Annotated in this window: 20 protein-coding genes and 1 pseudogene; 12 read left to right on the plus strand and 9 right to left on the minus strand. The window is 53.5% G+C overall.

Translation table 11 applies throughout. The annotated features are described in order from the left end of the window. Window positions 1-715: 715 nt before the first annotated feature. The 3 genes from FDK21_RS17300 (at window position 716) to hemH (ending at window position 4,686) form a co-directional block, all read left to right on the plus strand. Window positions 716-2,482 (plus strand): hypothetical protein, encoded by a 1,767-nt coding sequence (locus FDK21_RS17300; protein WP_138150343.1) that lies wholly within the window; start codon window positions 716-718, stop codon window positions 2,480-2,482. A gap of 99 nt (window positions 2,483-2,581) precedes the next feature. Beyond that, the gene (locus FDK21_RS17305; RefSeq protein WP_114010255.1) at window positions 2,582-3,304 is read left to right on the plus strand and encodes an RlmE family RNA methyltransferase; all 723 of its coding nucleotides are present in this window, start codon (window positions 2,582-2,584) and stop codon (window positions 3,302-3,304) included. Between the two features lie 347 nt (window positions 3,305-3,651). Continuing rightward, the gene (hemH, locus tag FDK21_RS17310) at window positions 3,652-4,686 is read left to right on the plus strand and encodes a ferrochelatase (RefSeq protein WP_114010256.1); all 1,035 of its coding nucleotides are present in this window, start codon (window positions 3,652-3,654) and stop codon (window positions 4,684-4,686) included. Window positions 4,687-4,732: 46 nt separating this feature from the next. Here hemH and FDK21_RS17315 read toward each other — a convergent pair whose 3' ends face one another. Continuing rightward, the gene (locus FDK21_RS17315) at window positions 4,733-5,758 is read right to left on the minus strand and encodes an adenosine deaminase (RefSeq protein ID WP_138150225.1); all 1,026 of its coding nucleotides are present in this window, start codon (window positions 5,756-5,758) and stop codon (window positions 4,733-4,735) included. A 166-nt stretch (window positions 5,759-5,924) separates the two neighbouring features. Between FDK21_RS17315 and FDK21_RS17320 the strand changes: the two genes are divergently transcribed. Both FDK21_RS17320 and FDK21_RS17325 read left to right on the plus strand, forming a co-directional pair. Then, complete coding sequence (locus FDK21_RS17320; RefSeq protein ID WP_138150227.1) at window positions 5,925-7,007, plus strand: DUF2793 domain-containing protein; 1,083 nt, start codon at window positions 5,925-5,927, stop codon at window positions 7,005-7,007. Continuing rightward, a complete protein-coding gene (locus tag FDK21_RS17325) occupies window positions 7,008-7,190 on the plus strand; it encodes a hypothetical protein (RefSeq protein WP_138150229.1) in 183 nt (60 codons plus the stop codon). Between the two features lie 90 nt (window positions 7,191-7,280). Here the strand turns inward: FDK21_RS17325 and FDK21_RS17330 are convergent, their stop codons facing one another. Then, window positions 7,281-8,036, minus strand: coding sequence for a TIGR00730 family Rossman fold protein (locus FDK21_RS17330; protein ID WP_114010471.1), 756 nt, complete (start codon window positions 8,034-8,036; stop codon window positions 7,281-7,283). Window positions 8,037-8,259: 223 nt separating this feature from the next. Here FDK21_RS17330 and FDK21_RS17335 point away from each other — a divergent pair, with 223 nt between their 5' ends. Then, on the plus strand, window positions 8,260-9,852 hold the full coding sequence (locus FDK21_RS17335) for an MBL fold metallo-hydrolase (protein ID WP_138150231.1): 1,593 nt from the start codon (window positions 8,260-8,262) through the stop codon (window positions 9,850-9,852). A gap of 72 nt (window positions 9,853-9,924) precedes the next feature. Here the strand turns inward: FDK21_RS17335 and FDK21_RS17340 are convergent, their stop codons facing one another. Both FDK21_RS17340 and FDK21_RS17345 read right to left on the minus strand, forming a co-directional pair. After that, window positions 9,925-11,748 (minus strand): methyl-accepting chemotaxis protein, encoded by a 1,824-nt coding sequence (locus FDK21_RS17340; RefSeq protein ID WP_171022139.1) that lies wholly within the window; start codon window positions 11,746-11,748, stop codon window positions 9,925-9,927. A 576-nt stretch (window positions 11,749-12,324) separates the two neighbouring features. Next, window positions 12,325-13,259, minus strand: a pseudogene (locus FDK21_RS17345) (integrase core domain-containing protein). Window positions 13,260-13,401: 142 nt separating this feature from the next. On the opposite strand from FDK21_RS17345, the gene FDK21_RS17350 reads away from it, so the two are divergent. The 3 genes from FDK21_RS17350 (at window position 13,402) to FDK21_RS17360 (ending at window position 15,924) form a co-directional block, all read left to right on the plus strand. Next, window positions 13,402-13,593 (plus strand): hypothetical protein, encoded by a 192-nt coding sequence (locus tag FDK21_RS17350; protein WP_138150235.1) that lies wholly within the window; start codon window positions 13,402-13,404, stop codon window positions 13,591-13,593. Between the two features lie 328 nt (window positions 13,594-13,921). After that, the gene (locus tag FDK21_RS17355; RefSeq protein WP_138150237.1) at window positions 13,922-14,974 is read left to right on the plus strand and encodes an HD domain-containing protein; all 1,053 of its coding nucleotides are present in this window, start codon (window positions 13,922-13,924) and stop codon (window positions 14,972-14,974) included. Beyond that, entirely contained in the window at window positions 14,974-15,924 is a 951-nt protein-coding gene (locus FDK21_RS17360) for a hypothetical protein (RefSeq protein ID WP_138150239.1), read from the plus strand. The genes FDK21_RS17355 and FDK21_RS17360 overlap by 1 nt, the downstream gene beginning before the upstream one ends. 127 nt (window positions 15,925-16,051) lie before the next feature. Here the strand turns inward: FDK21_RS17360 and FDK21_RS17365 are convergent, their stop codons facing one another. Further along, the gene (locus FDK21_RS17365; RefSeq protein ID WP_138150241.1) at window positions 16,052-17,110 is read right to left on the minus strand and encodes a site-specific integrase; all 1,059 of its coding nucleotides are present in this window, start codon (window positions 17,108-17,110) and stop codon (window positions 16,052-16,054) included. Between the two features lie 128 nt (window positions 17,111-17,238). On the opposite strand from FDK21_RS17365, the gene dusA reads away from it, so the two are divergent. Together dusA and FDK21_RS17375 are read left to right on the plus strand one after the other, a co-directional pair. Continuing rightward, window positions 17,239-18,216, plus strand: a complete 978-nt coding sequence (dusA, locus tag FDK21_RS17370) for a tRNA dihydrouridine(20/20a) synthase DusA (RefSeq protein ID WP_138150243.1) — start codon at window positions 17,239-17,241, stop codon at window positions 18,214-18,216. Window positions 18,217-18,375: 159 nt separating this feature from the next. Next, window positions 18,376-19,206, plus strand: a complete 831-nt coding sequence (locus FDK21_RS17375) for a sulfite exporter TauE/SafE family protein (protein WP_138150245.1) — start codon at window positions 18,376-18,378, stop codon at window positions 19,204-19,206. Between the two features lie 19 nt (window positions 19,207-19,225). Here the strand turns inward: FDK21_RS17375 and FDK21_RS17380 are convergent, their stop codons facing one another. The 3 genes from FDK21_RS17380 to cobS form a co-directional block, all read right to left on the minus strand. Beyond that, complete coding sequence (locus FDK21_RS17380) at window positions 19,226-19,909, minus strand: TIGR02281 family clan AA aspartic protease (RefSeq protein ID WP_114010267.1); 684 nt, start codon at window positions 19,907-19,909, stop codon at window positions 19,226-19,228. Between the two features lie 174 nt (window positions 19,910-20,083). Continuing rightward, window positions 20,084-20,281 (minus strand): DUF1289 domain-containing protein, encoded by a 198-nt coding sequence (locus FDK21_RS17385; RefSeq protein ID WP_114010268.1) that lies wholly within the window; start codon window positions 20,279-20,281, stop codon window positions 20,084-20,086. 207 nt (window positions 20,282-20,488) lie between these two features. Beyond that, a complete protein-coding gene (cobS, locus tag FDK21_RS17390; protein WP_138150247.1) occupies window positions 20,489-21,355 on the minus strand; it encodes an adenosylcobinamide-GDP ribazoletransferase in 867 nt (288 codons plus the stop codon). Between the two features lie 242 nt (window positions 21,356-21,597). On the opposite strand from cobS, the gene cobT reads away from it, so the two are divergent. Then, window positions 21,598-22,629 carry a nicotinate-nucleotide--dimethylbenzimidazole phosphoribosyltransferase gene (gene cobT, locus FDK21_RS17395; RefSeq protein ID WP_114010270.1) on the plus strand — a complete coding sequence of 344 codons (1,032 nt, stop codon included), beginning with the start codon at window positions 21,598-21,600 and terminating at the stop codon, window positions 22,627-22,629. Window positions 22,630-22,724: 95 nt separating this feature from the next. On the opposite strand, the gene FDK21_RS17400 is transcribed toward cobT, so the two are convergent. Next, a complete protein-coding gene (locus tag FDK21_RS17400) occupies window positions 22,725-24,257 on the minus strand; it encodes a HAMP domain-containing sensor histidine kinase (protein WP_138150248.1) in 1,533 nt (510 codons plus the stop codon). Window positions 24,258-24,336 lie beyond the last annotated feature (79 nt).

Consider the following 24,336-nt stretch of genomic DNA (forward strand, 5'->3'; position numbering starts at 1 on the left):
TTAGTGCTACAGGATAATTTTACAATCTGCGGAAATTTTGATCAAAAACAGCGTTTTTTTTACAAAAAAAATCGCAGATCTGTGCGGATCCGCGATGCTCTACCATTAAACTAATCCCCAGCAGGGATGCGAAGCAGTTGCTCGCTCGGTAGTGACGGTTGGAATAATGACTTTGCTTTTGACAGTCAAGCTTCAAGTCCGAACAAAATTGTTTGGGTGGGGATAAAGACTGCGCCACTCTTCCGATGACATCCGGCTGACATCTTGGCTGCGGTGAAGTCCTTATCTTTCAATGGCAGATGTCCCTGGATCGGCGCTTTTTGTCCGCCTTGCGGACGCAATGATCGTGCGTGCATGGATGGTTAAACATGCAGGAAAAATGCGCTTTCCAGTATCCGAGAGGCAATCGCTTCTTGCCCTTTGGGTGAGGGCTGATAGAGTGGTCTGTGACAAACTGATTGAATCGAATGCTGCGCGCCATGCCTTGTCCTCATGATTGCAGCGCAGCGGGAGACACACATTGGCACAAGACGCTGAGGGCACCCAAAAGGGTGGCCGCTCAGCTGTTGGACCTGATCGCGGGCTTTCCAACGCCTCCAATGCCGCTTATGCGGGCAATGGTCGAGCGGGAAAGTCAGATCGCGATGTGCCTTTACATGACAAGAGTGGCGAGAAGTCTGCCGCTGGAAATGACGCCAGAAATGCGTCCACTGTCATGTCACAGGAGCATTCTGCCACATCCGGTGTGACATCCGGGGCGGAAGACACAAAGGGCCAGCAGTCCGGGCGAAAAAGACGTCGCTCCCGTCCCAGACGGAAGAAGGGGGGACAACCTCCTCAGGCGGGCAATGGGACACATGCGTCCAATCCAGGCTCAGGGCCTGATACCAACCCAGACTCAAAGTCTGCTGATCGCAAGCCAAATGACGCTGTGCGAGCGTCTACTGATGGAAAAACACCATCAGACGCACGGGGCATCGGGCAAGAGGCTGGACGCTCGGCGGATCAGGGGAGCCAGAAAAAGCGCTCCCGCCGCAAGTCGCGCAACCGCGATGGCAATCGGCCCAATCAAACCGCGCAGGAGCCCGCGTCGCAATCAAGAGACAGCGGTCAGCGAGACAACCAGCAGCGTGATGCAAAACGAAGCGAGACAAAGCAGGGAGAGGCCCGCAAGGGTGCAGACCAGAGCGGCCGTGGCAAGGGACAGTCGAGCAATGGTGCGCCGGCCAATGCACACCGTCATCGCAACGATCAGCCCCGACACGGACGCCCGCACGGCCACCCGTCGCAGGCCCGTGATACGTCCCGTCAGGCCTATGCCGCCCTTGATCTTGGCACCAACAATTGCCGTCTGCTGGTGGCCGAGCCACACGGTCAGAGCTTTCGCGTCGTCGACGCCTTCTCGCGCATCGTTCGTCTGGGCGAAGGTTTGTCACAAACGGGGCGCCTGAGTGAAGACGCGCAGGATCGCGCCATTTCGGCCCTTAAGGTTTGCCAGTCAAAGCTCAATTACCGGGCAGTCAAACGGTTTCGCCTGATCGCCACGGAAGCCTGCCGCCGTGCCACAAACGGTGGCGCATTCCTCCATCGGGTCTATCGTGAAACGGGCCTGAAGCTTGAAATCGTCAATCGCGAAACCGAGGCACGATTGGCTGTGTCAGGCTGTGCTTCGCTGGTGCATCCTGAGGCCGATGGGGTTGTGCTGTTCGATATTGGTGGTGGGTCGTCCGAAATTGTCTGGCTGGATCTCGATCCCGTTACTGATGAAGGCCTGCCCCTGCCGGGGGAAAAGCGCAATCGTCAGACACGCCGCGCCTTGCGCCACATGTCCGAACGCATTCGCTGCTGGACCTCCCTGCAAGTTGGCGTGGTCACCCTGTCTGAAAAGCATGGGGGCCACGTGGTGGATCGCGAGCAGTTCGAGGCGATGGTCAGCGAAGTACGCGACATGCTGCATGACTTCGAAGAGCGCGAAGCCCTGACTGAAGCCATCAAGACCAAGCATATCCATATGCTCGGCACATCGGGTACAGTGACGACGTTGGCTGGTGTCCATTTGGGCCTCGAGCGCTATGATCGACGTCTGGTGGATGGCGCCTGGCTGAATGCGACCGAACTCAGGGCGATGATTGCGCGTATTCTGGATATGGATTTCGAAGAGCGCACCAACAATCCATGCATTGGTCAGGACCGCGCCGATCTGGTGCTGGCAGGCTGCGCAATCCTTGAAGCCTTCCATCGTGAGTGGCCTTGTACGCAGCTTCGTGTGGCCGATAGGGGCTTGCGGGAAGGCATACTGATGGAAATGATGATCGATGATGGCGTCTGGAATCCACGCCAGCCGACCAAGCCGGGGGAGCCGTCCAAAAAGCCGGGCAGCAAGAAACGTCGCTCCCGTCGCCGGGGTGGACGTGGGCAACGCGGCGCTCAAGGCGCCGGCCAGGCAACAGGTGCGGCCGGCAAACCGGACCAGAATGCTTGAATGGCTCCGTGTCAGAGAGCATATAGATCAGACAGCATTGGCCCGGATCACCGGGCCAGATAGAACGAACCAAACAGAAAAACAGTCGGAGCAAACGGAATGGCGAAGAAAACCGGAGGCGGAGAAGGACGGGGCAGCCGCGGCCTTCGCGTCGAAAAGGTCCGGGTGAAAACCGCTCGGGGCCGCAGAAGCTCATCTACCCGTTGGTTGCAGCGTCAGCTGAACGACCCCTATGTGCAACGCGCCAAACAGGAAGGTTTTCGGTCCCGTTCAACCTTCAAGCTGATCGAGATGGATGATCGCTTCCAGTTTTTGAAACCGGGCATGCGGGTGGTTGATCTGGGCTGCGCTCCCGGTGGCTGGTGTGACATCGCTGCGCGCCGTGTAAACTCCACCAGCGACAACCCGCTTGTGGTTGGCATTGACTATCTCGGTATGGATCCTCTGCCCGGCGTGACGGTTTTGCTCAAGGATTTTCTCGATGATGACGCCCCGGACATGCTGATGGAAGCGTTGGGTGGTCAACCGCCTGATATTGTCCTGTCAGATATGGCAGCGCCGACCACCGGCCATAAACAGACCGACCATTTGCGTACCGTGCATCTGTTTGAAGTGGCAGCCCAGTTCGCCAAGGAGAATTTGCGTCCCGGCGGCGTCTTCCTCTCCAAGGTCTTCAAGGGCGGGACCGAGAATGACATGCTGGCTGAATTGAAGCGTGACTATCAATCAATCACCCATATCAAGCCCCCGGCAAGCCGCAAGGAAAGCCCGGAAATGTATGTGTTTGCCAAAGGGTTTCGGGGTCGAACGGACGAGGCGTGATTTTTTCAAGAAAATCGCTCTCGCAATGATCCAGCTCCTGACGCCATGCGTAAATGCTATGTCAGTTGATCAAGACACAACAAACTGTATTTGACCGCTCTTTGATCGCCACGCCTTACTTTCGTTTGGCGGACGTATCAAAGAGCGGTTTCTTTTGGTTGTCGTTGCCTTGTCGATGGCTGACATGGGCTTTGAACCATTGCCGCAATTTCATGTATGTCGACGGAAGTCTTTGATGCATCAGGCCTTCAAGGCTGCTAAGACTGGACGAGCAAGATAGTTGCGGCCATGCGCAAGGACCACCAACGCAAACCGCAATTAAGACCAATTTGGACGAGGACCGCGCAATGATGACCCATTGGCCTGATAATCATCCACCTGTTGCCTATGGCAAAATCGGCATTCTGCTTGTCAATCTGGGCACCCCTGACGGAACAGACTATTGGTCCATGCGGCGCTATCTGAAGGAATTTCTGTCCGACCAGCGGGTAATTGAAGAACCAAAATGGAAATGGTGGCCGATCCTCAATGGCATCATCTTGCAAACCAGACCGCAAAAGTCTGGCAAGGCCTATGAGGAAATCTGGAACCACGAGGCCAATGAAGGCCCGTTGTTGACCATCACCCGGGGTCAGAGCGACAAACTGCGCGAACGTCTGTCCAGACACAGTTTTGCCCGTGATGTCGAGGTGGATTTTGCCATGCGCTATGGCAATCCATCGATCAAGTCGCGCATCCATGCGCTGCAGGAAAAGGGGTGCGAGCGCCTTCTGGTCCTGCCGCTCTATCCGCAATATGCGGCAGCGACGACGGCCACCGTCAATGATGCGGTCTTTGATGTCTTGAAAGACATGCGCTGGCAGCCTGCCTTGCGCACCTTGCCGCCTTATTATGACACGCCCGCCTATATTGATGCGCTGGCCACCTCAATGAAGAAGACCATTGAGGGGCTCGATTTCGAGCCAGAGCTGATCCTTGCCTCCTATCACGGCATTCCCAAACGCTATTTCGACAATGGCGACCCATACCATTGCCACTGCATGAAGACGACCCGCTTGGTGCGCGAGAAGTTGGGCTGGGATAAGGATTATCTGCAAACCACCTTCCAGTCGCTGTTTGGCCCAGAAGAATGGATCCGTCCCTATACCGACGAAACCGTCACCAAATTGGCGGAAAGTGGCGTCAAGCGGTTGGCCATCGTCAATCCGGGCTTCTCGGCCGATTGCCTTGAGACGCTTGAAGAAATTGATGGCGAAAACCGGGAGATCTTCATGGAGCATGGCGGCGAGCAATTTGCCCATATTCCATGCCTCAATGATAGCGACGAAGGCATGGACATGCTTGAAAGCCTGACATTGGCCGAGCTGCAAGGCTGGGTCTAAGCGGCGTATCTCGCATTGTGAAAGGAAAAGGCTGGCCAGCGATGGCTCAGCCCTTCTTCACATCTTCGACCACCGCATCAATCGCATCCAGATGCGCCTGCTTGGCACTGTCAGAAATGAAGCTTGCCTTGAAGCTGTTCTTTGCCAGCGTGATGATGTCCTGTTCGTTGAGGTCGAGTGCTTGATGGACGGCGCGGTAATTGTCATTGAGATAGCCGCCAAAATAGCTCGGATCATCGGAATTGACCGTCACCAGCAGGCCCGCATCCATCGCTTTCTTCACCGGACTGTCGCCAATCGTCGGAATGCCTTTGAGGCGCAGGTTGGATAAGGGGCACATGGTCAGAGGCGTTTGTTGTTTTGCAAGTCGTTTTATCAGCGCCGGATCATCCAGTGCCCGGTTGCCATGATCAACCCGTTCGATCTTCAGCAGATCCAGCCCCTCGCGTACATTCTCGGCTGTGCCTTCCTCGCCCACATGCGCGACCGGCGTGAAACCTTCCTTGCGGGCGGCCGCAAACACGCGCTCAAACAAAGGGGGCGGGAAGCCTTTTTCCGAGCTGTCGAGGCCGACCGCGAAAATATGCTCCTTGTGTTTGCAGGCGCACTCAAGCGCATCAAAGGCTTGTTCTTCGGGCAAATGGCGCAAGAAACACATGATCAGCTTGGAGGTGATCTTCAGCTCTTTTTCTGCCCGCTCGAGCGCCGAGACAATTCCGCCCAAGACCGTCTCGAATGCAATCCCGCGATCCGTATGAGCCTGAGGATCAAAGAACATTTCCACATGAGTCAGACCATCCGCATGGACCTTGAGCAAATAGGCCCAGGTCAGATCATGAAAATCCTGCTCGGTCTGCAACACGCTCATGCCCAGATAATAGAGATCGAGAAAATCCTGCAAACAGTCAAACTCATAGGCCTTGGCGACATCTTCGACGCTCTCATAAGGCAGGGTGACCTTGTTGCGCTTGGCCAGCGCCAGCATCAAGTCTGGTTCCAAAGTGCCCTCGATATGAAGGTGCAACTCTGCCTTTGGCAGGCGATCAATCAGGGCATTGGCAAAATCGGTCATGTTTGGCGCTCGCGGTTGATTATGGAAAGGTCGATGATAGGCACATGCCGGCTTTTGGCAATAGGGTGCGGCACAAAAAGGCAAGGGCACCAGCCAGGAACCTTATCCTCCTGTTCGGGGCAGCTCCGATACTGGGAGGCAATGTCAACCAACGGAAATTGGAGCCATGGAACAATCACCTATCCTTTCTTTGCCTTACATTGCCGGTTCGCAGGATCAAAAGCACATCACGCACAATGAAGCTTTGCAGAAGCTCGATGTTCTGACCCAGCTGACCGTCTCGAATGCTAGCCTGACGACACCACCCACCGACCCAACGGAAGGCGATCGCTATATTGTCGCCCCGTCGGCAACCGGCGTCTGGTCCGGGAGAAGCGGCCAGATTGCAGCCTTTCAGAATGGCGCATGGGCTTATTACGACCCGCAGGAAGGCTGGCGCGTCTGGAATTGCGACGAAGGCCGACTGCTTGGCTGGACCGGCTCCGACTGGACACCCGTCGGCGGCAATCCGGAGGAAATCCAGAATGCCAACCATGTCGGTGTCAATGCTTCTGCCGATGACACCAACCGATTGTCCGTAGCCTCTGCCGCCAGTCTTTTCACCCACGAGGGGGCCGGTCACCAGATCAAGGTGAACAAGAATGCTGCGGGCGATACAGCGTCTTTGCTGTTCCAGACCAATTGGTCCGGCCGGGCTGAAATGGGGCTGAATGGATCAGACAATTGGTCGATGAAGGTCAGCGCCGATGGCGTCACATGGGCCGAGCCTTTGAAGCTCGACAAGGACAATGGCCGGGTGGTGATTTCCAACTCCAACCCAACCGCCCGGCTGATCTTCTCAACCGCCGTCCAATATGCCATCAGCGCCGCATCCCGGTTTGATTTCGATGCCGTTGCATGGAATGCAGGCAATCCTGTTGGATATGGGCCGCAAACCACCGGGGTCAATCAGGGCGGCTATATTTGCCCTTATGATGGCCTCTATCTGATCAATATCGCTGTGCAGACCGGCGGCGGCTCGATTCCTTTTCGCACCGAGTTGCTGAAGAATACCGCTTTGTTGCGGCGGATGTTCTTGGGCAATGATGCAACGACAGCCGGTTACGGCACCTTCACCCCATGCGAAACGGTGCTGGCCTTTTGTGCAGCGGGGGACGTGATCTCGATGCAGGTGGACAGCCGTGACAGCGGCGCGGTGATCTGGTCAGCGGGGAGCTATCTTGAAATCGCTTATTTGGGAGATGCGTAAATGATCACGGAAGACACACAGCTTGCAGAATTGAAAGTGTACCAAACTATTCTGGCCCTGCGGCCTAATGCGCATTTTACATTGAAGGGTGAGCCAACGACCGAAGCTGACTATCTCACTGCCATCATCTGGCGCGATGATGACGCGCCGCCAAGTTGGGCAGAGATTGCGCCTCTGCTCTAAAGTCTGGCTGATCTGGAACAAAGAAAAGGCTCTCCGGCAGTTTGTCTCATTCGGGGAGCCTTCATGCACTGCTGGCCAATTCAGGCGAACCTAGACATGGCTTTCCGTGGCTTTGGTGATCAAGCCATGATCCACCATCACCTGCCAGCCTTCTTCCGGCGTATCGACAATGATGAAATGATCGACATCTTTGGGGTTGATGGTCCCATATTTGATCAATGTGTCAAAGTTCATGACATTTTCCCAGAAATCCCGCCCATGCAGGATGATCGGCATGCCGGAAATCTTACCCGTCTGCTTGAGAGTAAGAATGTCAAACAGTTCATCCAGCGTGCCAAAGCCACCCGGGAATGCCACCAGCGCATTGGCCCGCATGGCAAAGTGCATCTTGCGCAAGGCAAAATACTGGAACTCGAAGCTCAGTGTCGGAGTGACGAACGGATTGATATGCTGCTCGAACGGCAGATCGATATTGAGGCCGATATTCAGGGCACCTGCATCATGGGCTCCACGATTGGCCGCTTCCATAATGCCCGGCCCGCCACCGGTGCAAATGACATTGCGGTGGGTGCCATTATAGGGGTTCAACGCCCCGCCACGTTCGGAAACGATCCGGCCAAATTCTCGTGCCTGCTGATACTCGATGTGATCCTCGGGCGTCCGCGCACTGCCAAACACAACCACGGTCGACATAATGCCGTGATCGCGCATGCCCAGATCAGCCTTGGTGAACTCCAGCTCCAACCGCGCACCGCGCAGCTCATCGCGTCGCAAGAAGTCGATATCCTCGTAGGCGAGTTTGTCATTGTTCATGGTTTTGGAAGGTCGTGGGCGCGCGCTGATCATGGCTATTGTCCGATTCCGCAGAGATCCTTTGCCAAAAGGAGTGCCTGCAAACAAGGTGGCTGGAAGATCGTCAGGATGCGCCATGCATGTCAGGGGCATCCAACTTAGGGATCAGTTTGAGGCCACATCGCTGCATTTCGGTAAATGTCTCATAAGTTTGTTGAAATTCTGCGAAATTGTGGAAAAATCAAAGGAGTAGCAAAGGTGTAGTTAGGGGGAGAGTATGGACGCAACACTCAAATTCTGTGGCGCATCGGGAACGGTGACCGGATCCTGTTATCTGGTTCAGACGGCAGGGCACCGTTTCCTCGTTGATTGTGGGCTCTTTCAGGGCACCAAGACAATCAAGGCGCTGAACTATGGTGACTTTCCCTTTGATCCGGCATCCATCGATTTCGCACTCCTTACCCACGCCCATATCGATCATGCCGGTTTGCTTCCCAAGCTCTACAAACACGGTTTCCGCGGCAAGACCTATATGACGGCGGCAACTCAGGATCTGTTGAGCGCCATGCTGCCTGACAGCGGACACATTCAGGAAATGGATGTGATGAATCTCAACCGCCGCAACGCCCGTCGCGGCAAACCGCAGATCGAGCCGATTTACACCCAAAAGGATGCAGAAGCCTGCCAGCAGCATTTTGAGCCTGTCGACTATGAACAATGGCTCGATATTGGCGGCATACGGGTCAAATACTGGAATGCGGGCCACATTCTTGGCTCTGCCTCAATCGAAATCGAAGTCCCCAGTGACAAGCCTGACGAACAAAGCCTGCGTTTGCTCTGGTCCGGGGATCTGGGCCCCAATCACAAGCTGTTCCACCCGGATCCGGGTGCTGCCAGTGATTATGACTATGTGATCAGCGAGAGCACCTATGGGGGCCGCACGCGGCCGGTCGTCACATCCGATGAGAAGCGCCAAATTCTGCTGGAAGAAATTCAGACCGCGTTGAAGGGCGAGGGGCTACTGCTCATTCCAGCCTTTGCCGTGGAGCGAACTCAGGAATTGCTCGCCGATATCCTTATCCTCCAGAAAAGGGGGGAACTGCGCAATGTGCCAATCTTCCTTGACAGTCCCTTGGCGATCAAGGCTACGGAAGTCTTCAAGAAACATGCCGCGTCATTGGAAGATATTGCCGATCATCTCGATGACATCAACACCGAGCATATCCGCTTCACCGAAAGCGTCGAGGAAAGCAAGGCCATCAATCGGATCAAGTCCGGCGCCATCATCATGGCCGGCAGCGGCATGTGTGATGCGGGCCGTATCCGCCACCATATCAAGAACCATATGTGGAACAGCAACACGACGCTGTTGTTGGTTGGCTATCAGGCTGAAGGGTCTCTCGGTCGCCTTCTGCTCAATGGTGCGCGCAAGGTACGGATTCAGGGCGAAGAGATCCAGATCCGCGGCAAGGTCAAACAAATTGAGACCTATTCCGGCCACGCGGACGAAAATGAACTGATCGACTGGATCCGAGATCGCAAGCCCATCCGCCATGGCCTCTATCTCTGCCATGGGGAACAGGAAGCCTCCGAAGCGCTGAAAGCGGCCTTGGTTGCAGACGGCATGCACGAGGCCTTGATTTCAATTCCGACCATCGATGACGAGGTGCGGTTGTCGCGGGCAGGGCGGCCCGACTTCTTTGCCAATGTCAAACATCGTCTCAAGAAAGCCGACATGGTCGGGTGGGATGCCCACAACGAGTTCGCAGAGTTGCAGATCGACTTGAAAGAGGCGTTCGAACAACTGGCCGACGAGAAATCCCGCCGTGCACTGGCACGCAAGATTAAACGGGTGCTGGAAGAGAAATAGAGCAAAGTGGTGATAAGAAAAAAGCCGCCAGATGGTGTCTGGCGGCTTTGTTCTTGCATTGGTTGGAATGGCTCAGGCAGCGCGGATGCGCTGGATGAAGCTCCCGACCTGCTCGCGCAGCAGGTTCGATTGTTCTCCCAGACGCTGGGCTGCAACCATCACCTGTTCGGACGATGCACCCGCTTCCTTGGATGCGTCAGAGACAGAATTGATATTGTCGTTGACCAGTTCGGTTCCCTGTGCTGCCTGATGGATGTTGCCGGCAATTTCATGAGTGGTTGCATTCTGCTCTTCCATGGCAGCAGCAATGGTCGAAGAGATTTCCTCTACCCGCAGAATGACCTGACTGACATCATTCATCGCTTGTGATGCATGACCGGTTGCGGTCTGGATCTCGTTGATCTGAATGGCAATCTGGTCGGTCGCCTTGGCGGTTTGGCCTGCGAGTTCCTTCACTTCACCTGCCACGACAGCGAAGCCCTTGCCTGCTTCTCCGGCCCGCGCTGATTCAATTGTCGCATTGAGGGCCAGCAGGTTGGTCTGTTCGGCAATCGACGAAATCATTTCAACCACCTCTCCAACGCGCGCGGCAATGTCGGTGAGAATCCGAACCTGACTGCTGGTGTCATTGACTTTGCCGACGGCTTCCTTGGCAGCCAATGACGCTTCAACGATTTGCTTGCTGATCTCGGAGATGGTGCTGGTCATTTCTTCCGCAGCGGTCGCCACGGTCTGCACATTATGCATGGTTTGCGTCGAGGCGCTGATTGCCGATGTGGCTTCGGTCGAAGTTCGTTCAGCAACTTGCGACATCGTGGTCGCGGTCATGTTGAGATCGCTCGAAGAGCTTGCAACGCTTTCCACAATGCCGGTCACCTGCCGGTCAAACTCGTCAGCTAGCTGAACCATGAGGGCACGTTTCTCGCGTTCTTGCCGTGCAGCTTTCTCGGCTTCTTCCGCTTCGAAGGCTTTTTGCGCCCGGACGCTTTCATGCAGTACCGCAGCAATTCGGCATAGCGAGCCGATTTCATCATTGATCTTGCTTTCCGGCACCTGCGTGTTGAGATTGCCCATGGAAATCTGCTCCATGGCACCGGTGACATTGCGAATGGGACGGGTGATCGACCGAATGACCAGCATGCCGCCACCAATCAGGAACAGCGATGTTGCCAATATGATCGACAAGGTCAGCAAGCTGACAAAGGCATCCATATCTGCCTTTTGCGCCATGGCTTCTTGCATTTCGGCAGTGGTTGCCTCTTCCATCTTCTTGACATTTTCGATTGTTGCCAGATTGGAAATCCGCGCGCTGGCAACCTTTGCCAGAACCATTTGGTCTGCTTGGGTCCATTCAAGGAATTTCTTCTGATAATCTTCGATCAGTGGCTTGATGTCTTTCTGCACTGACTGCGGAATATCAGACGCCGCAACCGTCGCGTGGAATTCTTTTACCCGAGCATTGAACGTGTCGACATATTTCGGATCGCGGCGCAGCATATAGTCTTTCTCGTGCCGCCGAAGCATCAGCATCTTGACCATGGTCTTGTCGATCGAGATATCGGGATTTTCTTTGCCAAATTCATTCAATTTGGCTTCCACGGTCTTCACCGAAGAGCGCAGTGATCCTTTGAGACCCTCTTTTTCCGACAAACCAGAAATCGTGCGCAACTTGGACACTGTTTCTACGTTGGCCAAGGCAATCTTCAACTTGTTTTCCAGATCAGCGTTGGCGTGGGGCTCATCCTGGGTCTTTTCAATATGATGGGTAACGACGGATTGGCCCTGCGCAACAAGGGTTACGTCGTTGGTTAGCAAAAAGAGCTCCAGCTTGGTGGAAACGTCGCGGATCACGGCTTCTGTTTCATTGAGATAGACGGAGGCCTTTTCGGCACTCAAAGCATGACTTGTTGCCGCATCTTTTTTACTGCTGCCCCAGAAAAATGCGCCTGACAAAACAGCCAAACCAATGAACCCAATTCCCAGAAGGCTCCAAATTTTGTGTGTTAGTTTCATTTGCTTGCTCTTTTGCTTTATTCAAATAAGAAAAACTAGGGTCAACACTGAGTGTTTGTTATTAAGGAATGACTAATTATGGGGTTAGGTAATGAAATTATAACAAATATATATGTCGATAATTGCAGACATATAACTATACGTTACATAGTGTGATGCGTTACTACCTGAACGAGATTTTGAGTTTGATTTACGGCCTGCGAATGCTTTGTGTTGGCGTGGTAGATTAAAGTGACGCGCCTTTGCCTGCACATCTGAAGGGGCCAATATTCCTCTTTCACCCAACTGGGGGCTTGCTGCAACGCGGATTCCCCACCCCGGCCGGACCGGTCAACAAAGCTATGGCCAACCGCCTGTATCCGTTCGCGGGCCAATCTCGCGAACCTGTCTCTCTGGCTGACTTCGGAGCGATTGTTATGCCCCATTGATCAGCCCCACTTGAGTGGTCCGGTTTGAATGTTAGTGCATTGCAGGCCTTGTTTCCATCGGCACGATAGTTTCGGGCGCCGGCGGGCTGTAGCCAAATGCACTGTGTGGCCGTTTGGTGTTGTAGTGGTGCCTCCATTTCTCGATCAGGATCTGCGCTTCCCTCAAGCTGTAGAATATCTCTCCATTTAAGAACTAGTCTCGGAACCTTGCATTGAAGCTTTCGCAGTAACCGTTCTCCCAGGGTGATCCCGGCTCGATGTAAACAGTCTTTGCTCCAATAGCCTTGATCCAATCACGCACGTTCTGGGCAATGAACTCTGGGCCATTGTCCATTGCCCGGCAGACAAGCGAAGCGCCGTCGAGAGGGGCGCTTGTCATTGATCTGCCAACCGGCATCTCGCAACAAATCAGCGATCCGCCGATAGCCATAGCGTCCATACTGCCGAGCCAACTCGATCATGTCCGCCACCAAACGCTCTTCATCGGCGCGTCCTTGTGGCAACCGTCTTTGCGTTGAACGATGTTGCCCCAGAACACGACAGACACGTCGCTCAGAAACGTTTACTTGGCTGCGGACATGATTGATGCAGGCACGGCGGCGAGAAGGGCTTAGATCCCTCTCGGCGTTGCTTCGCAAAGCCTGGCGGTCAGTGGTATTCCCTTTGCAGCTTCAGACAGGATCAGCTTGTCCAGCGTTAGGTCAGAAGCCGCCTTTCTCAAGCGCTCATTCTCCTTCTGGAGCCGTTTGAGTTCCTTGAGCTGATCTGTGCCCATTCCACCACACTTCTTCTTCCCGTTGACCGGCAGGCGATTGGAACAATCGCTGAGAGGGGGCGGTAATAGGTTTGCTCAGACACACCGATCTGCTGGATGGCATCAAGACGAGGCATCCCTTGCCCCGTCAAGATCTCAACCTGCCGTAACTTCGTGACAATTTCCTCTGGTTTGGGTCGTTTGTTCGCCATATCGAATCCTCCGTTTCTCTAACTATAACGGTGGACCAATTCAGTGGGGGAGGATCAGGGGCAGGGCAGTTTTTGAAAGACCTCAAAATCAATAACGATTTGATCCGCCAGCAGTGCAAAGGATTGAAGGGCAGGGGCTGAAATGACGAACGAATTGAAAGACGTTTTCTATATCGCGGGCATGGTTGTTTCCGTGGCCGGATCTCATTTCATGTTGCGGGCGCGGGTGATGGTTCTGGAGGAGCGTGTACGGGGCTATTCCAAAGCCATCGAACGCGTCTTTGACAGCCTCAAACGGATTGAGGAAAAGCTGGACGAGAAGGCGGATAAGTGAATCGGAGATAGACAGTTTGAATTTTGCATGATCAAATACTATCGGCGGCCAATTAGTCGAAAGTTGGTTTTGTGTGAAGCATGACCGACATCTACCGACAGTTTCTTCATGCACTGAGGTCTCCATTGTATCACAGTTGAGCTATGCGGATATTGGATTTATCCAATTTCAGTTAAGGTTAAATTCTGGGTCTATATACTATCTTGAAGAGCCGGGTTGACTCGGCTATCTGATCTACTCCGACTCATTGAGGCTAATTTTTTTGTTTCCAAATCCAAAACAAGAGTTGCCAGACAGCTCGCCGCTGGCCGCAGAGGAAGCGCAGGCTATGCTTGTGGATGCTGAGCTTTCGGATTACGTGCTGAGATCAGATGACCGTAGTGACTTATTCGATCCTCTAGCCAGAGAGCTGCTTGAGACAGAAGCGGTGAGAAGACTTAAGAAAATTGGTTTTCTTGGGGCAATAGACTATTGCAAAAAATGGAGTGGCAAAGAAGCTGATCGGCGAAGACATAACCGCCTAGAACACTCTGTGGGTGTTGCTCTGTTGGCGCAGAAATTCGCTTTAACAGCCGAGATTCCCCAACATGATCGGTTAACTCTTATTGCCGCTAGCCTGCTACATGATATCGGACATGGACCGCTTTCACATACTCTTGAACCCGTCTTTGAAGACGCCTTTGAAATTGATCACCATAGGGCAACCCGAAGGATTATCAAAGGCGACAGCATTTTCGGGCGAGAAATTGCAGAATTAGTCAGTTCTTATAAGCTCGATATTGACGAAATAATCGCGTTAATTGATGGAAATCATAACGGTCGCTATGCCTATCTCTTCTCTGGAAAAATCAATCTTGATACTCTGGAAGGCATAACGCGCTGTCGGGCAATCGTTGGTCCTCGCCCTGCATTTGGAACCGCTCTTTCGATCGTAGAAAGATGGGCTCAGTCTGGAACATCCAAGCTTCCAGAAACCGATTTTGATGAGTTCTGGGGATTGAAACACACTGTCTATGCACTCCTAATCAACTCAACATTAGGACTGACAATGGACACTGTTGCGCAAGCTTGGATCCGAACGAACCTTTCGAAGATAGAACCGTTAGATTTTTATCTGAACGAGTGGCAAATGCGTAGGAAGTACCCGGAGCTATTTCGTTTAATTGAATCTGCAGCTTACGATCAGAGTAAGTTGAGAGGAGAACTATCGTCAAAGTGGCTACGTGTTAGTGTGCAGGCTCGTCGGCGAGAATACTACGTTGATGAAACTGTTGATCTAGTTTCTGTTTCAGATATAGATCAACGATACAAACACAAGAAGCATAGTTGGACAGTCTCTTTTGCTGAGATACTGGAAAAACAGATTTATCGAGAGATGTAATGGATAACTTTGTAACAAGTAATATTTTTGATAGATGTTTAAGTGATGCGGAAAATACTATTGAAATAATGCGGGAAACTGCAATTGAAGTTTTTGGAACTAGAAATGACATTATAATCGGTGTGAATGGCAGCGTTGCGCGGCGTGAGTACACCAGCGGTTCAGATGTAGATCATTTTTTTCTTTCTGTAAGCAAAGATGAAGTTGAAATTTCTGTGTGCGAAGACAGTTTCCGCAAGGCGTTAGAAGGCCGTGGATTGAAAATGCCGTCAGCCGGGGGGGTCTTTGAGGGCGCTCTACAAAGAGAAATGCTATTAACTCATATTGGTGGGGATGATGATACAAACCAAACGTTGACAAGAAGAATGTTGTTTCTCCTTGAAGGAGAATGGATTTTTAATCAAACTTCATTTGAAGAACTGCGCGAACTCCTGATCCAGAAATATGTTTCGAACGATCTTGAAGAAGATAAGCTCGCACTATATTTGCTCAATGATATCATTCGTTACTGGCGAACGATCTGCATTGACTTTGAGTGCAAGACTGCTGGCGGAAATAAGCCTCGTGCAATTCGACTAGCAAAACTGCGCATATCAAGAATGCTACTTTGTTTTGCAGGGTTTGTTGCGGTTGCTGAAGCAATCAATATGAATGCTCCTCAAAAGAGGGCGCATCTTGTTAAGCTTTTTGCAATGCAGGGCATTGATCGTCTTGATTGTACACTGGGGGGTGAATTTCAAAAAGCAAAAGAATGCTATGGAACATTTCTATCTAAGCTTGACGATCAAGATTTTCGTTCAAAACTCGAACGGCCTGGCGATGAAGGAATAAACACAACCGAGTTCAAGTTCATGGTGGAGTTGGCAAGAGAATTCAAAGCAGAATTAGTTGGAATACTGCTTAAACACTATGGCCCGGATAGTGCTATCGTTAAGTCTTTACTTCTTTAGGTTTAAGTTGCGCCATTTGTAAAACAAGTTGTGTAACAAATCGTGTGAATTTAAGCGCTTAGGATGCACCTCTTTTGCAGTTTTCATATTGGTATTGTAGTTGAGTAGCGCGCCTCGGCCACTCCAATCAAAGACATCCCTTCCATCCCTCATACTTATCACCCACCTGCCGAATATGCGTATACCGCTTCAAGCTGGACCAAGAACGATGCCCTGTAACGGCTGCAGCGTGGGGGATGCTGTAGCCCATTTCGAACAGGCGGCTGGTGCCTTCGTGGCGTAGGTCGTGAAACCGCAGATCCTTGATCTCTAGAAACTTGCAGGCCCGCGTGTAGGCGGCGCTGATGGATCGATGATTATAGGGAAAGATTTGCGGAGCGGTTTTGGTCTGGGTTTCGATGATGGCAAGGCACGGGTCTGGCAGGTCGCACCAGACATTGTTGCCGATCTTCTCACCCGGATTTTTCATGTCGCGCACCAAAATGCGCTTACCTTCCTTGTCCAGATCATCCCACAGGATGGTGCAGATTTCTTCCTGCCGCCTTGTCGAGAAGAGCGCAAAGGGAATGATCACTTCCATGGGGATGCTCTGTTTGCGGTATTTGGCTTTCTGGATGAAGTGGTCGATCAGGGCGTCCAGCTCTTGGAGCGTTGGTCTGCGCTCCCGATTGGCAGCTCTGCCAGTCAAGCCGAGCCGCTTAGTGACCGCCATGGCGTCCGCATGGGCTTGCTTGTCAAGTGGCATGCCCCAGGCAGGACGGGCGATCGAGAAGATGGCCCCTAAGTGCGACATATAGTTTTGAGCGGTCTGAGGCGAAACGCGCTTGCTGAGCTCTTCTGCGAAAGCCACAAGCGCCTGACTGTCGATCTCGTCGCAACGCATCGAGGCGATGTCATATTCATTTTTGATGGTGTTCAAGACTTGGGTCTTGGTGCGCCCGATCGCCTTCTGACTGGTGCGAACATATTTGTCGATCGAATCGGCTAAGGTCTTGCCGGGTTGCTCATGCAGAGCATTCGGCTTTGCCAGATCCGCTTCACGACGGACCAACCATTTTTCTGCAATGGCCCTGCGATCAAATGTTTTGTTCTCCCGGTGGACAATTTTACCATCTCGCTTTATGACGATCTGCGCGAGAAAAGCGGTGGTTCCGTTTTTGCGTTTTCGTTCCGATATGGTGCCCATGGTACAACATCCATTTCAGTGCCGTCAAAACGGTACAACATGAGCGAAAATCGCCTTGAATAGGCTGAAATCGCATCAAATCGCCTCTGAATTTTCGACAGAAAAGGCTTTGTAAGTCATTGGAAAATATGAAAAAACAATATGAAACAATGACCAAGGTCTTCTCTGTCGCGCCCATGATGGAGTGGACGGATAGGCGCTGCCGCTATTTTCATCGGCAATTGTCCAAGTCTGCCTTGCTATATACCGAGATGGTGACAACGCCTGCGGTCATCCATGGAGATCGCCAGCGGCTGCTTGGCTTTGATGATCAGGAACATCCGGTTGCGGTGCAATTGGGGGGCTCCGACCCGCAGGAACTGGCTGAGGCAACCCGGATTTGTGCTGACTGGGGCTATGATGAGATCAACCTCAATGTCGGCTGTCCATCCGACCGAGTCCAATCGGGGCGCTTCGGTGCCTGCCTGATGGAAGAGCCGGACCTCGTTGCCCGTTGCGTTGAGGCAATGAAGGGCGCGACGGATCTCCCCGTCACGGTCAAGTGCCGAATTGGGGTCGACAAGCAGGATGAAGAACAAGCTCTTGATCGATTGGTGGATCTGACTTTGGCCGCAGGGGCGGATGGCTTCACGGTTCATGCCCGCAAAGCCTGGCTCCAAGGGCTGAGCCCGAAGGAAAATCGCGACATCCCCCCGCTCAATTATGATCGTGTGCTGCGCTTGAAACAGCGACTGCCGCAGGTTCATATCGCCATCAATGGTGGCCTTCAGACCCTTGATGATGCGCAGCCCTTGTTCGAGCAACTGGACGGGGTGATGCTGGGGCGTGCGGCCTATCACAATCCTGCTTTGCTGGCCGATGTGGACAGGCGTCTGTTCGGGGCCAAGGAGACGGTCGACTTGGTTTCTGCCGTGCAAGCCATGGTTCCTTACATTGATGCCCATGTTGCGAATGGTGGGCGCGTCAATCAGGTGGTGCGTCACATGCTTGGCCTGTTTGCCGGACGACCCGGCGCTCGGCGCTGGCGGCAGATCCTGACCATCGAAAGTGTCAAGCCCGATGCAACATCACAAGTGCTGCTCGACGCTTTGGCCGAAGTCAGCTAGGCCATGCGCCATCATGGACCAAAGCATATCAGGGTGCGGACCATTCCGGTCTTGACCGGATGGCTTTTCATGGTCAAAAAAGATGGCACAAAACAAGAATGACCGTTTCTCCCGGATCGTCGATCCGGCGTGATATGGAAAGTCTGGGGGAAATGTTCAATGCTGCAATCACTGGATCCGACACTCGTAACACTTGCCATCTCCCTGATGGGGGCGGGAGCCGTTGCCGGTCTGTTGGCAGGCGTCTTCGGAATCGGGGGCGGCGCCGTTCTGGTGCCCGTGCTTTATCAGTTTCTTGGCATTTTGGAAGTCGATGAAGCGGTGCGAATGCATCTCTCCGTCGGCACGTCTCTTGCTGTGATCGTGCCGACCTCTCTGAGGTCGTATCTCTCACACAAGAAGCGGGGGGCGGTCGATCAGGAATTGCTGCGCAACTACATGATCTTTGTGCCTCTTGGGGTGCTGTTCGGTGCGCTTCTTGCCGCTTATATCTCGGCCAACGGGCTGAAAGCTGTGTTTGCGGTCATCGCGCTCGTCGTCGCGTTCAAGATGCTGTTCGGCAAGGAGAGTTGGCGTCTGGCCGACGATTTGCCTAGCACAAAAGGCCGTAGTATCGCGGGCGTGATCATCGGGTTCTTTTCGTCCCTGATGGGCATTGGCGGCGGGGTGATGAACAACACCTTCATGACCCTGTTCAATCGTCCGATCCATCAGGCGGTAGCCACAAGCTCCGGCGTTGGCGTGCTGATTTCCATTCCCGGCGCCATCGGTTATATGTGGGCCGGTTGGGACAAGGCCGGGTTGCCTGACTTCTCGCTTGGTTTCGTCAATCTGCTGGCCGTCGGGCTGATCATTCCGATCACCATTCTGATCGCGCCTTTGGGCGTGAAGATTGCCCATGCCTTGCCCAAGACTGTCCTGTCCCGGATTTTCGGCCTGTTTCTGATCATCGTTGCCATTCGTTTCTTTTTGGCGCTGAATGGCAGCTAGAACCGCCGAGTGAGAAAGATCAGGGGCGCATCGTCAAACGGTCGCCCTGAACGGACCAGCCGCTCAGACGGTCCAGATAGGTCATGCCCAGCAGGCTCTGGAACAGATCGCCCTTTTGGGCCACCATGGCGGGCACACGGGCTTCGCTGATGCCGCCGATGCTGATATTATTGAGCCAAATGCGAGCAGCATGGGTTTGGCCATTGGCGGTGTTGACTGGTGATGAAAATTGCAACTCGCTGATCGGGATTCCGGCTTTTTCTGCATCTTCATAGGTGAGTACAACCGCGCTGGCGCCTGTATCGACGATCATCGGTAACGATGCACCATTCACCAAGGCCAGAACCCGGAAATGCCCATTGTCGGTCCGGCGGAACGTGACATCGCCCCCCTCGGATACCATTGCGACACCGGGGATCAGTTCTCCCTTGACCCGCTCGACCAGCATCTTGGCATCGTCCTTGAAGCTGTAGCCCAGCACGAGTGCGAAACCGATCAACAACCAGATGGCAGCTTGCTTGAGGTTCTCAAACAGGCCCGAGCGTCTTGTTCGTCCACCAGACAACAGATAGAGCAGCAGTGAACCGGTCAGCGTGATGCTGGCAACCATCTCAAGAGGATAACCGAACAGCTGGCCCTGATCGTGGTTGAACATCAACAGCGCGACTGCCGTCGCTATAATCCCCAGCAGGACATAAAACATCGCGCATTCTCCCTTGGAACTTTGCCTATCGAAGATATGGGTCGCAAATGCGACAAGTCAAAGGCCTGCTAGACGCGAACACCATCGGCACGCGGGATAACAAACAGAAAAAGGGAAAAATGGGCAGAGCGCAGCGAATGAGGATCTTCAGGAATGATAGATAGAGTCTCTGGGTTAGCTGGATTTGCGAACGCGGCTGACACCAAAATGCACCAACAGTCGTTCTTCAATTTCGGACTGCACCTGTTCGCGCTGTTCGTCGGTCATACGGCCCCATTCACGGATTTCTTCCATGCTGCGCGCACAGCCATAACAAAGGCCGCTGTGCCTCTCTATGGTGCATACTTTGATGCATGGTGATTTGGTGGCCATGTCGATGCTCCAACAACAGCATATTGCAACGTTAAACTGATTTTGCTGCAGCTCGAACTTACGCCCGATCAGACGTATACGTCAATTGGGTCACAAGGCGAGGTTCTGGATAAGCATTAGTATCTTCGCTGCGGCAAGATGTCTTGAATTGTGGTAAATTATTGATTTTATTATGTTTTGCCCGCTCACGCTGAATTGATGGGGCTGCTATGCGGCAGACGCAAAGAGCAATAAGCCGATACCAAAGGCAATTTCTCCCAATTGCTGCGAAGAACCCAGCACATCCCCGGTCTGGCCGTCAATATGCTTGCGCGCTGTCCGGACGACCAGCAAGGCTGACAAGACGACCATCGTGAAAGCTGACAAGGCTGACAAAAGACCGAAATGGGGAACGATACAAAAGGCGGTGGCGATCGCTCCCAGAGCGATTCCGATGGCGTAGGATTGGGTGTTGGGCTGGCCGATGCTGGCTGAGATGCCGTTGGTACGAGCAGCAGGCAGCGTGTACCAGACATGGAGAATCGGCACGCGCGACACCACACAGGACGCCAGATAGGCAATGCCTCCGACCTGCACGCCGTAATTCTCGAACAAGTAGGACAGAATCGAAATCCGAAGCAGAAGCGAAAAGGACAATGCAATCGCTCCATAGGCTCCAAGCCGGCTGTCCTTCATGATTTCAAGCTTGCGTTCCTTGGTATGCCCGCCCCAAAAGCCGTCTGCCACATCGGCAAAACCATCCTCATGCAGACCTCCGGTAATGATGGCCATCGTTGCTATGGTCATAACCGCCAGCAACATCGCTGGCAGAGGTGCGGTAAAGGTCAGCGCATCAAACAGGGTAGCGGGCACCATTGCCACGAGACCGAGAAAAAGGCCGACAATCGGCATGGCTCGAGTAGAGCGCGGCAAGTCTGGCATGCCTTCGGACACCTTGCCGAGAATCGGCGGCACTGGCAGTCGGGAAAAGAAAGCGATGCAATCAACGATATCCTGCCGCCAATCCTTCAAAATCGAAAGAGGCCCCTTTTGAGTGGGTGTGTCAGCTGCGTCGGGCTTTCCATTGTCAGACATTACAATCCTCTTTTCGTGACGCAGGGGCTTTTGTCCAGTTGCCCCTGATGGCAGTTATCAGTATATCTTCGACGTAGCTTTTGACTAAGGCGCATAGCTTTGGCTTCGATGCGACAATTGCTCCCAACAAACTAGTCCATCACAACCGCTGTAATCAAAAGACCAAATTTTGTCATCACAAATCAAGTAGTGCCAAAGGTTGCTGTGCATGGCGACCTTTATCTGGCGAAAAAGGTGAACCAATGACGGCTTCCGCTTCTGGACTCCCATTTGACGACATTCTCGACCTTGTGCAGAAAATGCCTCCGGCCGATGAAGACGTGCGTGCAAAGGTGCGCGCGCGCAACGATATTCTGACCAAGCCGCTTGGTGCATTGGGGCGTCTTGAAGACTTGGCGGAATGGACTGCCGTTTGGCAGCGCAATGCAGAGCCAGCCATCAATCGTCCGCTTGTTGCTGTCTTTGCTGGCAACCATGGTGTCAACAAACACAATGTCTCTGCTTTCCCTGTGGAACTCAACCAACTGATGGTACAGGCATTCTCCTCTGGCGGTGCTGGCATCAACCAGATCTGCCTGACCAATGATATCGGCCTGAAAGTCTATGATCTGGCGCTGGATCATCCATCCGGCGACATCACCGTTGAGCCTGCATTGAGCGAAAGAGACTGCGCTGCCACCATTGCTTATGGCATGGAATCGGCTGCTGACGGTCCTGACCTGATCTGCCTTGGCGAAATGGGCATTGGCAACACCACCATTTCCGCCGCTTTGTTTGCGGGTCTGTTCGGCGGTACGGGTGAAGACTGGGTTGGTCGTGGTTCTGGCGTTGATGATGAGGGTGTGCAGCGCAAGATTGATGCCGTCAACAAGGCGCTGGAAACCCATAAGGATTATCTCGACAAACCGCTTGAAGTGCTGCGCCGTCTGGGTGGTCGCGAGTTCGCTGCCATGGTTGGTGCGGTGATTGCTGCGCGCTATCAAAATATCCCGGTCATCGTTGATGGGTTCAACACCACCGCTGCTGTGGCTGTGCTCTACAAGCTTGATCCGACAGCCCTTGATCACTGTATCTTCTCCCATGCCTCTGCCGAAGGTGCGCATCGCAACGCGCTTAACATGATGGGCAAGACTGCTCTGCTGGATCTTGGTCTGCGTCTGGGTGAGGGCACCGGGGCTGCCATCGCAGCCAACATTGTCAAAACCGCATGCAATCTGCATACGGGCATGGCGACCTTCGATCAGACCGGCGTGGATGCACCCGAGCCAGTCTGATTGATGAGGCGCGATCGTGATTGCCGATCAAATTGGAAAAGCCGGGCGCATGCCCGGCTTTTTTGTGCGGTCTTCAGGATAGGGCTCTGTGATGTCTATCCAGTGCGTTTGAGCTGGATGCGTGGGCGCTTTGTGGCCGGTGGCGTGACATCCATCACGCGGGCAGGCGGGAAGGTTGCCGTCACCTTGGTGCCTTTGCGCAGGACAGACTTGAGATCAAAGCTGCCATCATGCATCTCGACCAGAGCCTGAACAATGGAAAGACCAAGACCTGAGCCTTCTTCCGCACTTTGGATCGCTGCCGTGCCTTGCCCGAAGGCACTCAGAACGGTCGAGATTTCCTCTTCCGGAATCCCCGGACCATTGTCTTCAACCGAAATATATTGTCCACCTTCTTCGGAGGCGTGAACCGACAGGACGATGGTGCCGCCTTTGGGAGTGAACTTGACCGCATTGGTCAACAGATTGAGCGTGATCTGACGGATTGCCCGCTCATCGGCCCAGACTTTCGGCAGGCTGCTCTTGATGTCGAGTTTGATCGTGATGTCCTTGGCCCGGGCCCGCAGGCGCAGCAGGTTTTCACAGTCTTCCGCGACATAGGCAAGCGTAACGGCTTCCTCGTTGAGCTTGTACCGCCCCGCCTCAATGCGCGACAGATCGAGGATCTCGTTGATCAAGTTAAGGAGATGTGAGCCAGAGGAATGAATGTCACCGACATATTCCTTATATTTTTCATTTGGTAGTGGCCCCAGCACCTCATTCTGCATGATTTCTGAAAAGCCGAGAATGGCATTCAAAGGCGTGCGCAACTCATGGCTCATGGTCGCAAGGAACCGGCTTTTTGCCGTGTTGGCCTCTTCTGCCTGACGGCGGGATTCGTCCGAAACGGCCTTGGCCTGTTCCAATTCGGTGATCAGGAAATCCTTTTCCATCCGGAAATTCAGCATCGCCAGCGTCGAGCTATATAGCCGTTTTGACAGGCTGAGAAAGAACACCATTGCCCCGATCGACATCAGCGACAGGGTCGTGTCGACCACCTCCACATTGACCGATGCCTCAAACACGATAAACACAGAAATCGGCAAGGCTCCGACCCAGACTGCCGCCGGAATGGAGAAGGACAGCATCGTCGTCATCGCAACGACGACCAGCATGATGGCAAAGTGATATTCCGCCAGATAGGCGGCATCTTTGGTGGTAGGCAGCACCAAGATGCTGGCCCAGACCAGTCCCGATACACCCTCCCAGAGCAGAAAACGCTTGTTCCAGCTCTCCAGATCAACGTCATCAGCCGAGAGTTTTTCAAACCGCCGGGCGATCACATACATCATGGCATGGGTGAGCAAAGCGGCAAGGATCCACAGCAGGGAATGAGCCGGGTCCGCCCAGAGCGTGGAAATCGCACCGACTGTCAGCAACAGCATCGGTACCGCCATGTGAGCTGAGGTGCGGTTCTGCGCATACATCATCAGCAATTCATGGCGGAAGGAGGGGCGATAGCCTCCTTCGCTGTTCAGCTGTTCGCGGACATCGTGCACCGTGCGCAAAACAGCACGCCGACGCGCCGCCCGCGCGCTGCTGCCATCCGCATCCTTTTTCGACCGTTTGCTGGTGTTCCCACCGGCCATGGTTGATGTCCCCTAAACGAACGTGACGTAATTTTCTCGGTATTCTCGCAATATTGTCTTAAAAAGCCGCTGATGAAGG

Origin of the sequence: Cohaesibacter sp. CAU 1516, assembly GCF_005771485.1 — a bacterium.
GTDB classification, from domain to species: Bacteria; Pseudomonadota; Alphaproteobacteria; order Rhizobiales; family Cohaesibacteraceae; genus Cohaesibacter; species Cohaesibacter intestini.

Coding starts and splice junctions, on each gene's coding strand:
- FDK21_RS17300 (WP_138150343.1), top strand. CDS start 716: ATGTCACAGGAGCATTCTGCCACATCCGGTGTGACATCCGGGGCGGAA.
- FDK21_RS17305 (WP_114010255.1), top strand. CDS start 2,582: ATGGCGAAGAAAACCGGAGGCGGAGAAGGACGGGGCAGCCGCGGCCTT.
- hemH (WP_114010256.1), top strand. CDS start 3,652: ATGATGACCCATTGGCCTGATAATCATCCACCTGTTGCCTATGGCAAA.
- FDK21_RS17315 (WP_138150225.1), bottom strand. CDS start 5,758: ATGACCGATTTTGCCAATGCCCTGATTGATCGCCTGCCAAAGGCAGAG.
- FDK21_RS17320 (WP_138150227.1), top strand. CDS start 5,925: ATGGAACAATCACCTATCCTTTCTTTGCCTTACATTGCCGGTTCGCAG.
- FDK21_RS17325 (WP_138150229.1), top strand. CDS start 7,008: ATGATCACGGAAGACACACAGCTTGCAGAATTGAAAGTGTACCAAACT.
- FDK21_RS17330 (WP_114010471.1), bottom strand. CDS start 8,036: ATGATCAGCGCGCGCCCACGACCTTCCAAAACCATGAACAATGACAAA.
- FDK21_RS17335 (WP_138150231.1), top strand. CDS start 8,260: ATGGACGCAACACTCAAATTCTGTGGCGCATCGGGAACGGTGACCGGA.
- FDK21_RS17350 (WP_138150235.1), top strand. CDS start 13,402: ATGACGAACGAATTGAAAGACGTTTTCTATATCGCGGGCATGGTTGTT.
- FDK21_RS17355 (WP_138150237.1), top strand. CDS start 13,922: ATGCTTGTGGATGCTGAGCTTTCGGATTACGTGCTGAGATCAGATGAC.
- FDK21_RS17360 (WP_138150239.1), top strand. CDS start 14,974: ATGGATAACTTTGTAACAAGTAATATTTTTGATAGATGTTTAAGTGAT.
- FDK21_RS17365 (WP_138150241.1), bottom strand. CDS start 17,110: ATGGGCACCATATCGGAACGAAAACGCAAAAACGGAACCACCGCTTTT.
- dusA (WP_138150243.1), top strand. CDS start 17,239: ATGAAAAAACAATATGAAACAATGACCAAGGTCTTCTCTGTCGCGCCC.
- FDK21_RS17375 (WP_138150245.1), top strand. CDS start 18,376: ATGCTGCAATCACTGGATCCGACACTCGTAACACTTGCCATCTCCCTG.
- FDK21_RS17380 (WP_114010267.1), bottom strand. CDS start 19,909: ATGTTTTATGTCCTGCTGGGGATTATAGCGACGGCAGTCGCGCTGTTG.
- FDK21_RS17385 (WP_114010268.1), bottom strand. CDS start 20,281: ATGGCCACCAAATCACCATGCATCAAAGTATGCACCATAGAGAGGCAC.
- cobS (WP_138150247.1), bottom strand. CDS start 21,355: ATGTCTGACAATGGAAAGCCCGACGCAGCTGACACACCCACTCAAAAG.
- cobT (WP_114010270.1), top strand. CDS start 21,598: ATGACGGCTTCCGCTTCTGGACTCCCATTTGACGACATTCTCGACCTT.
- FDK21_RS17400 (WP_138150248.1), bottom strand. CDS start 24,257: ATGGCCGGTGGGAACACCAGCAAACGGTCGAAAAAGGATGCGGATGGC.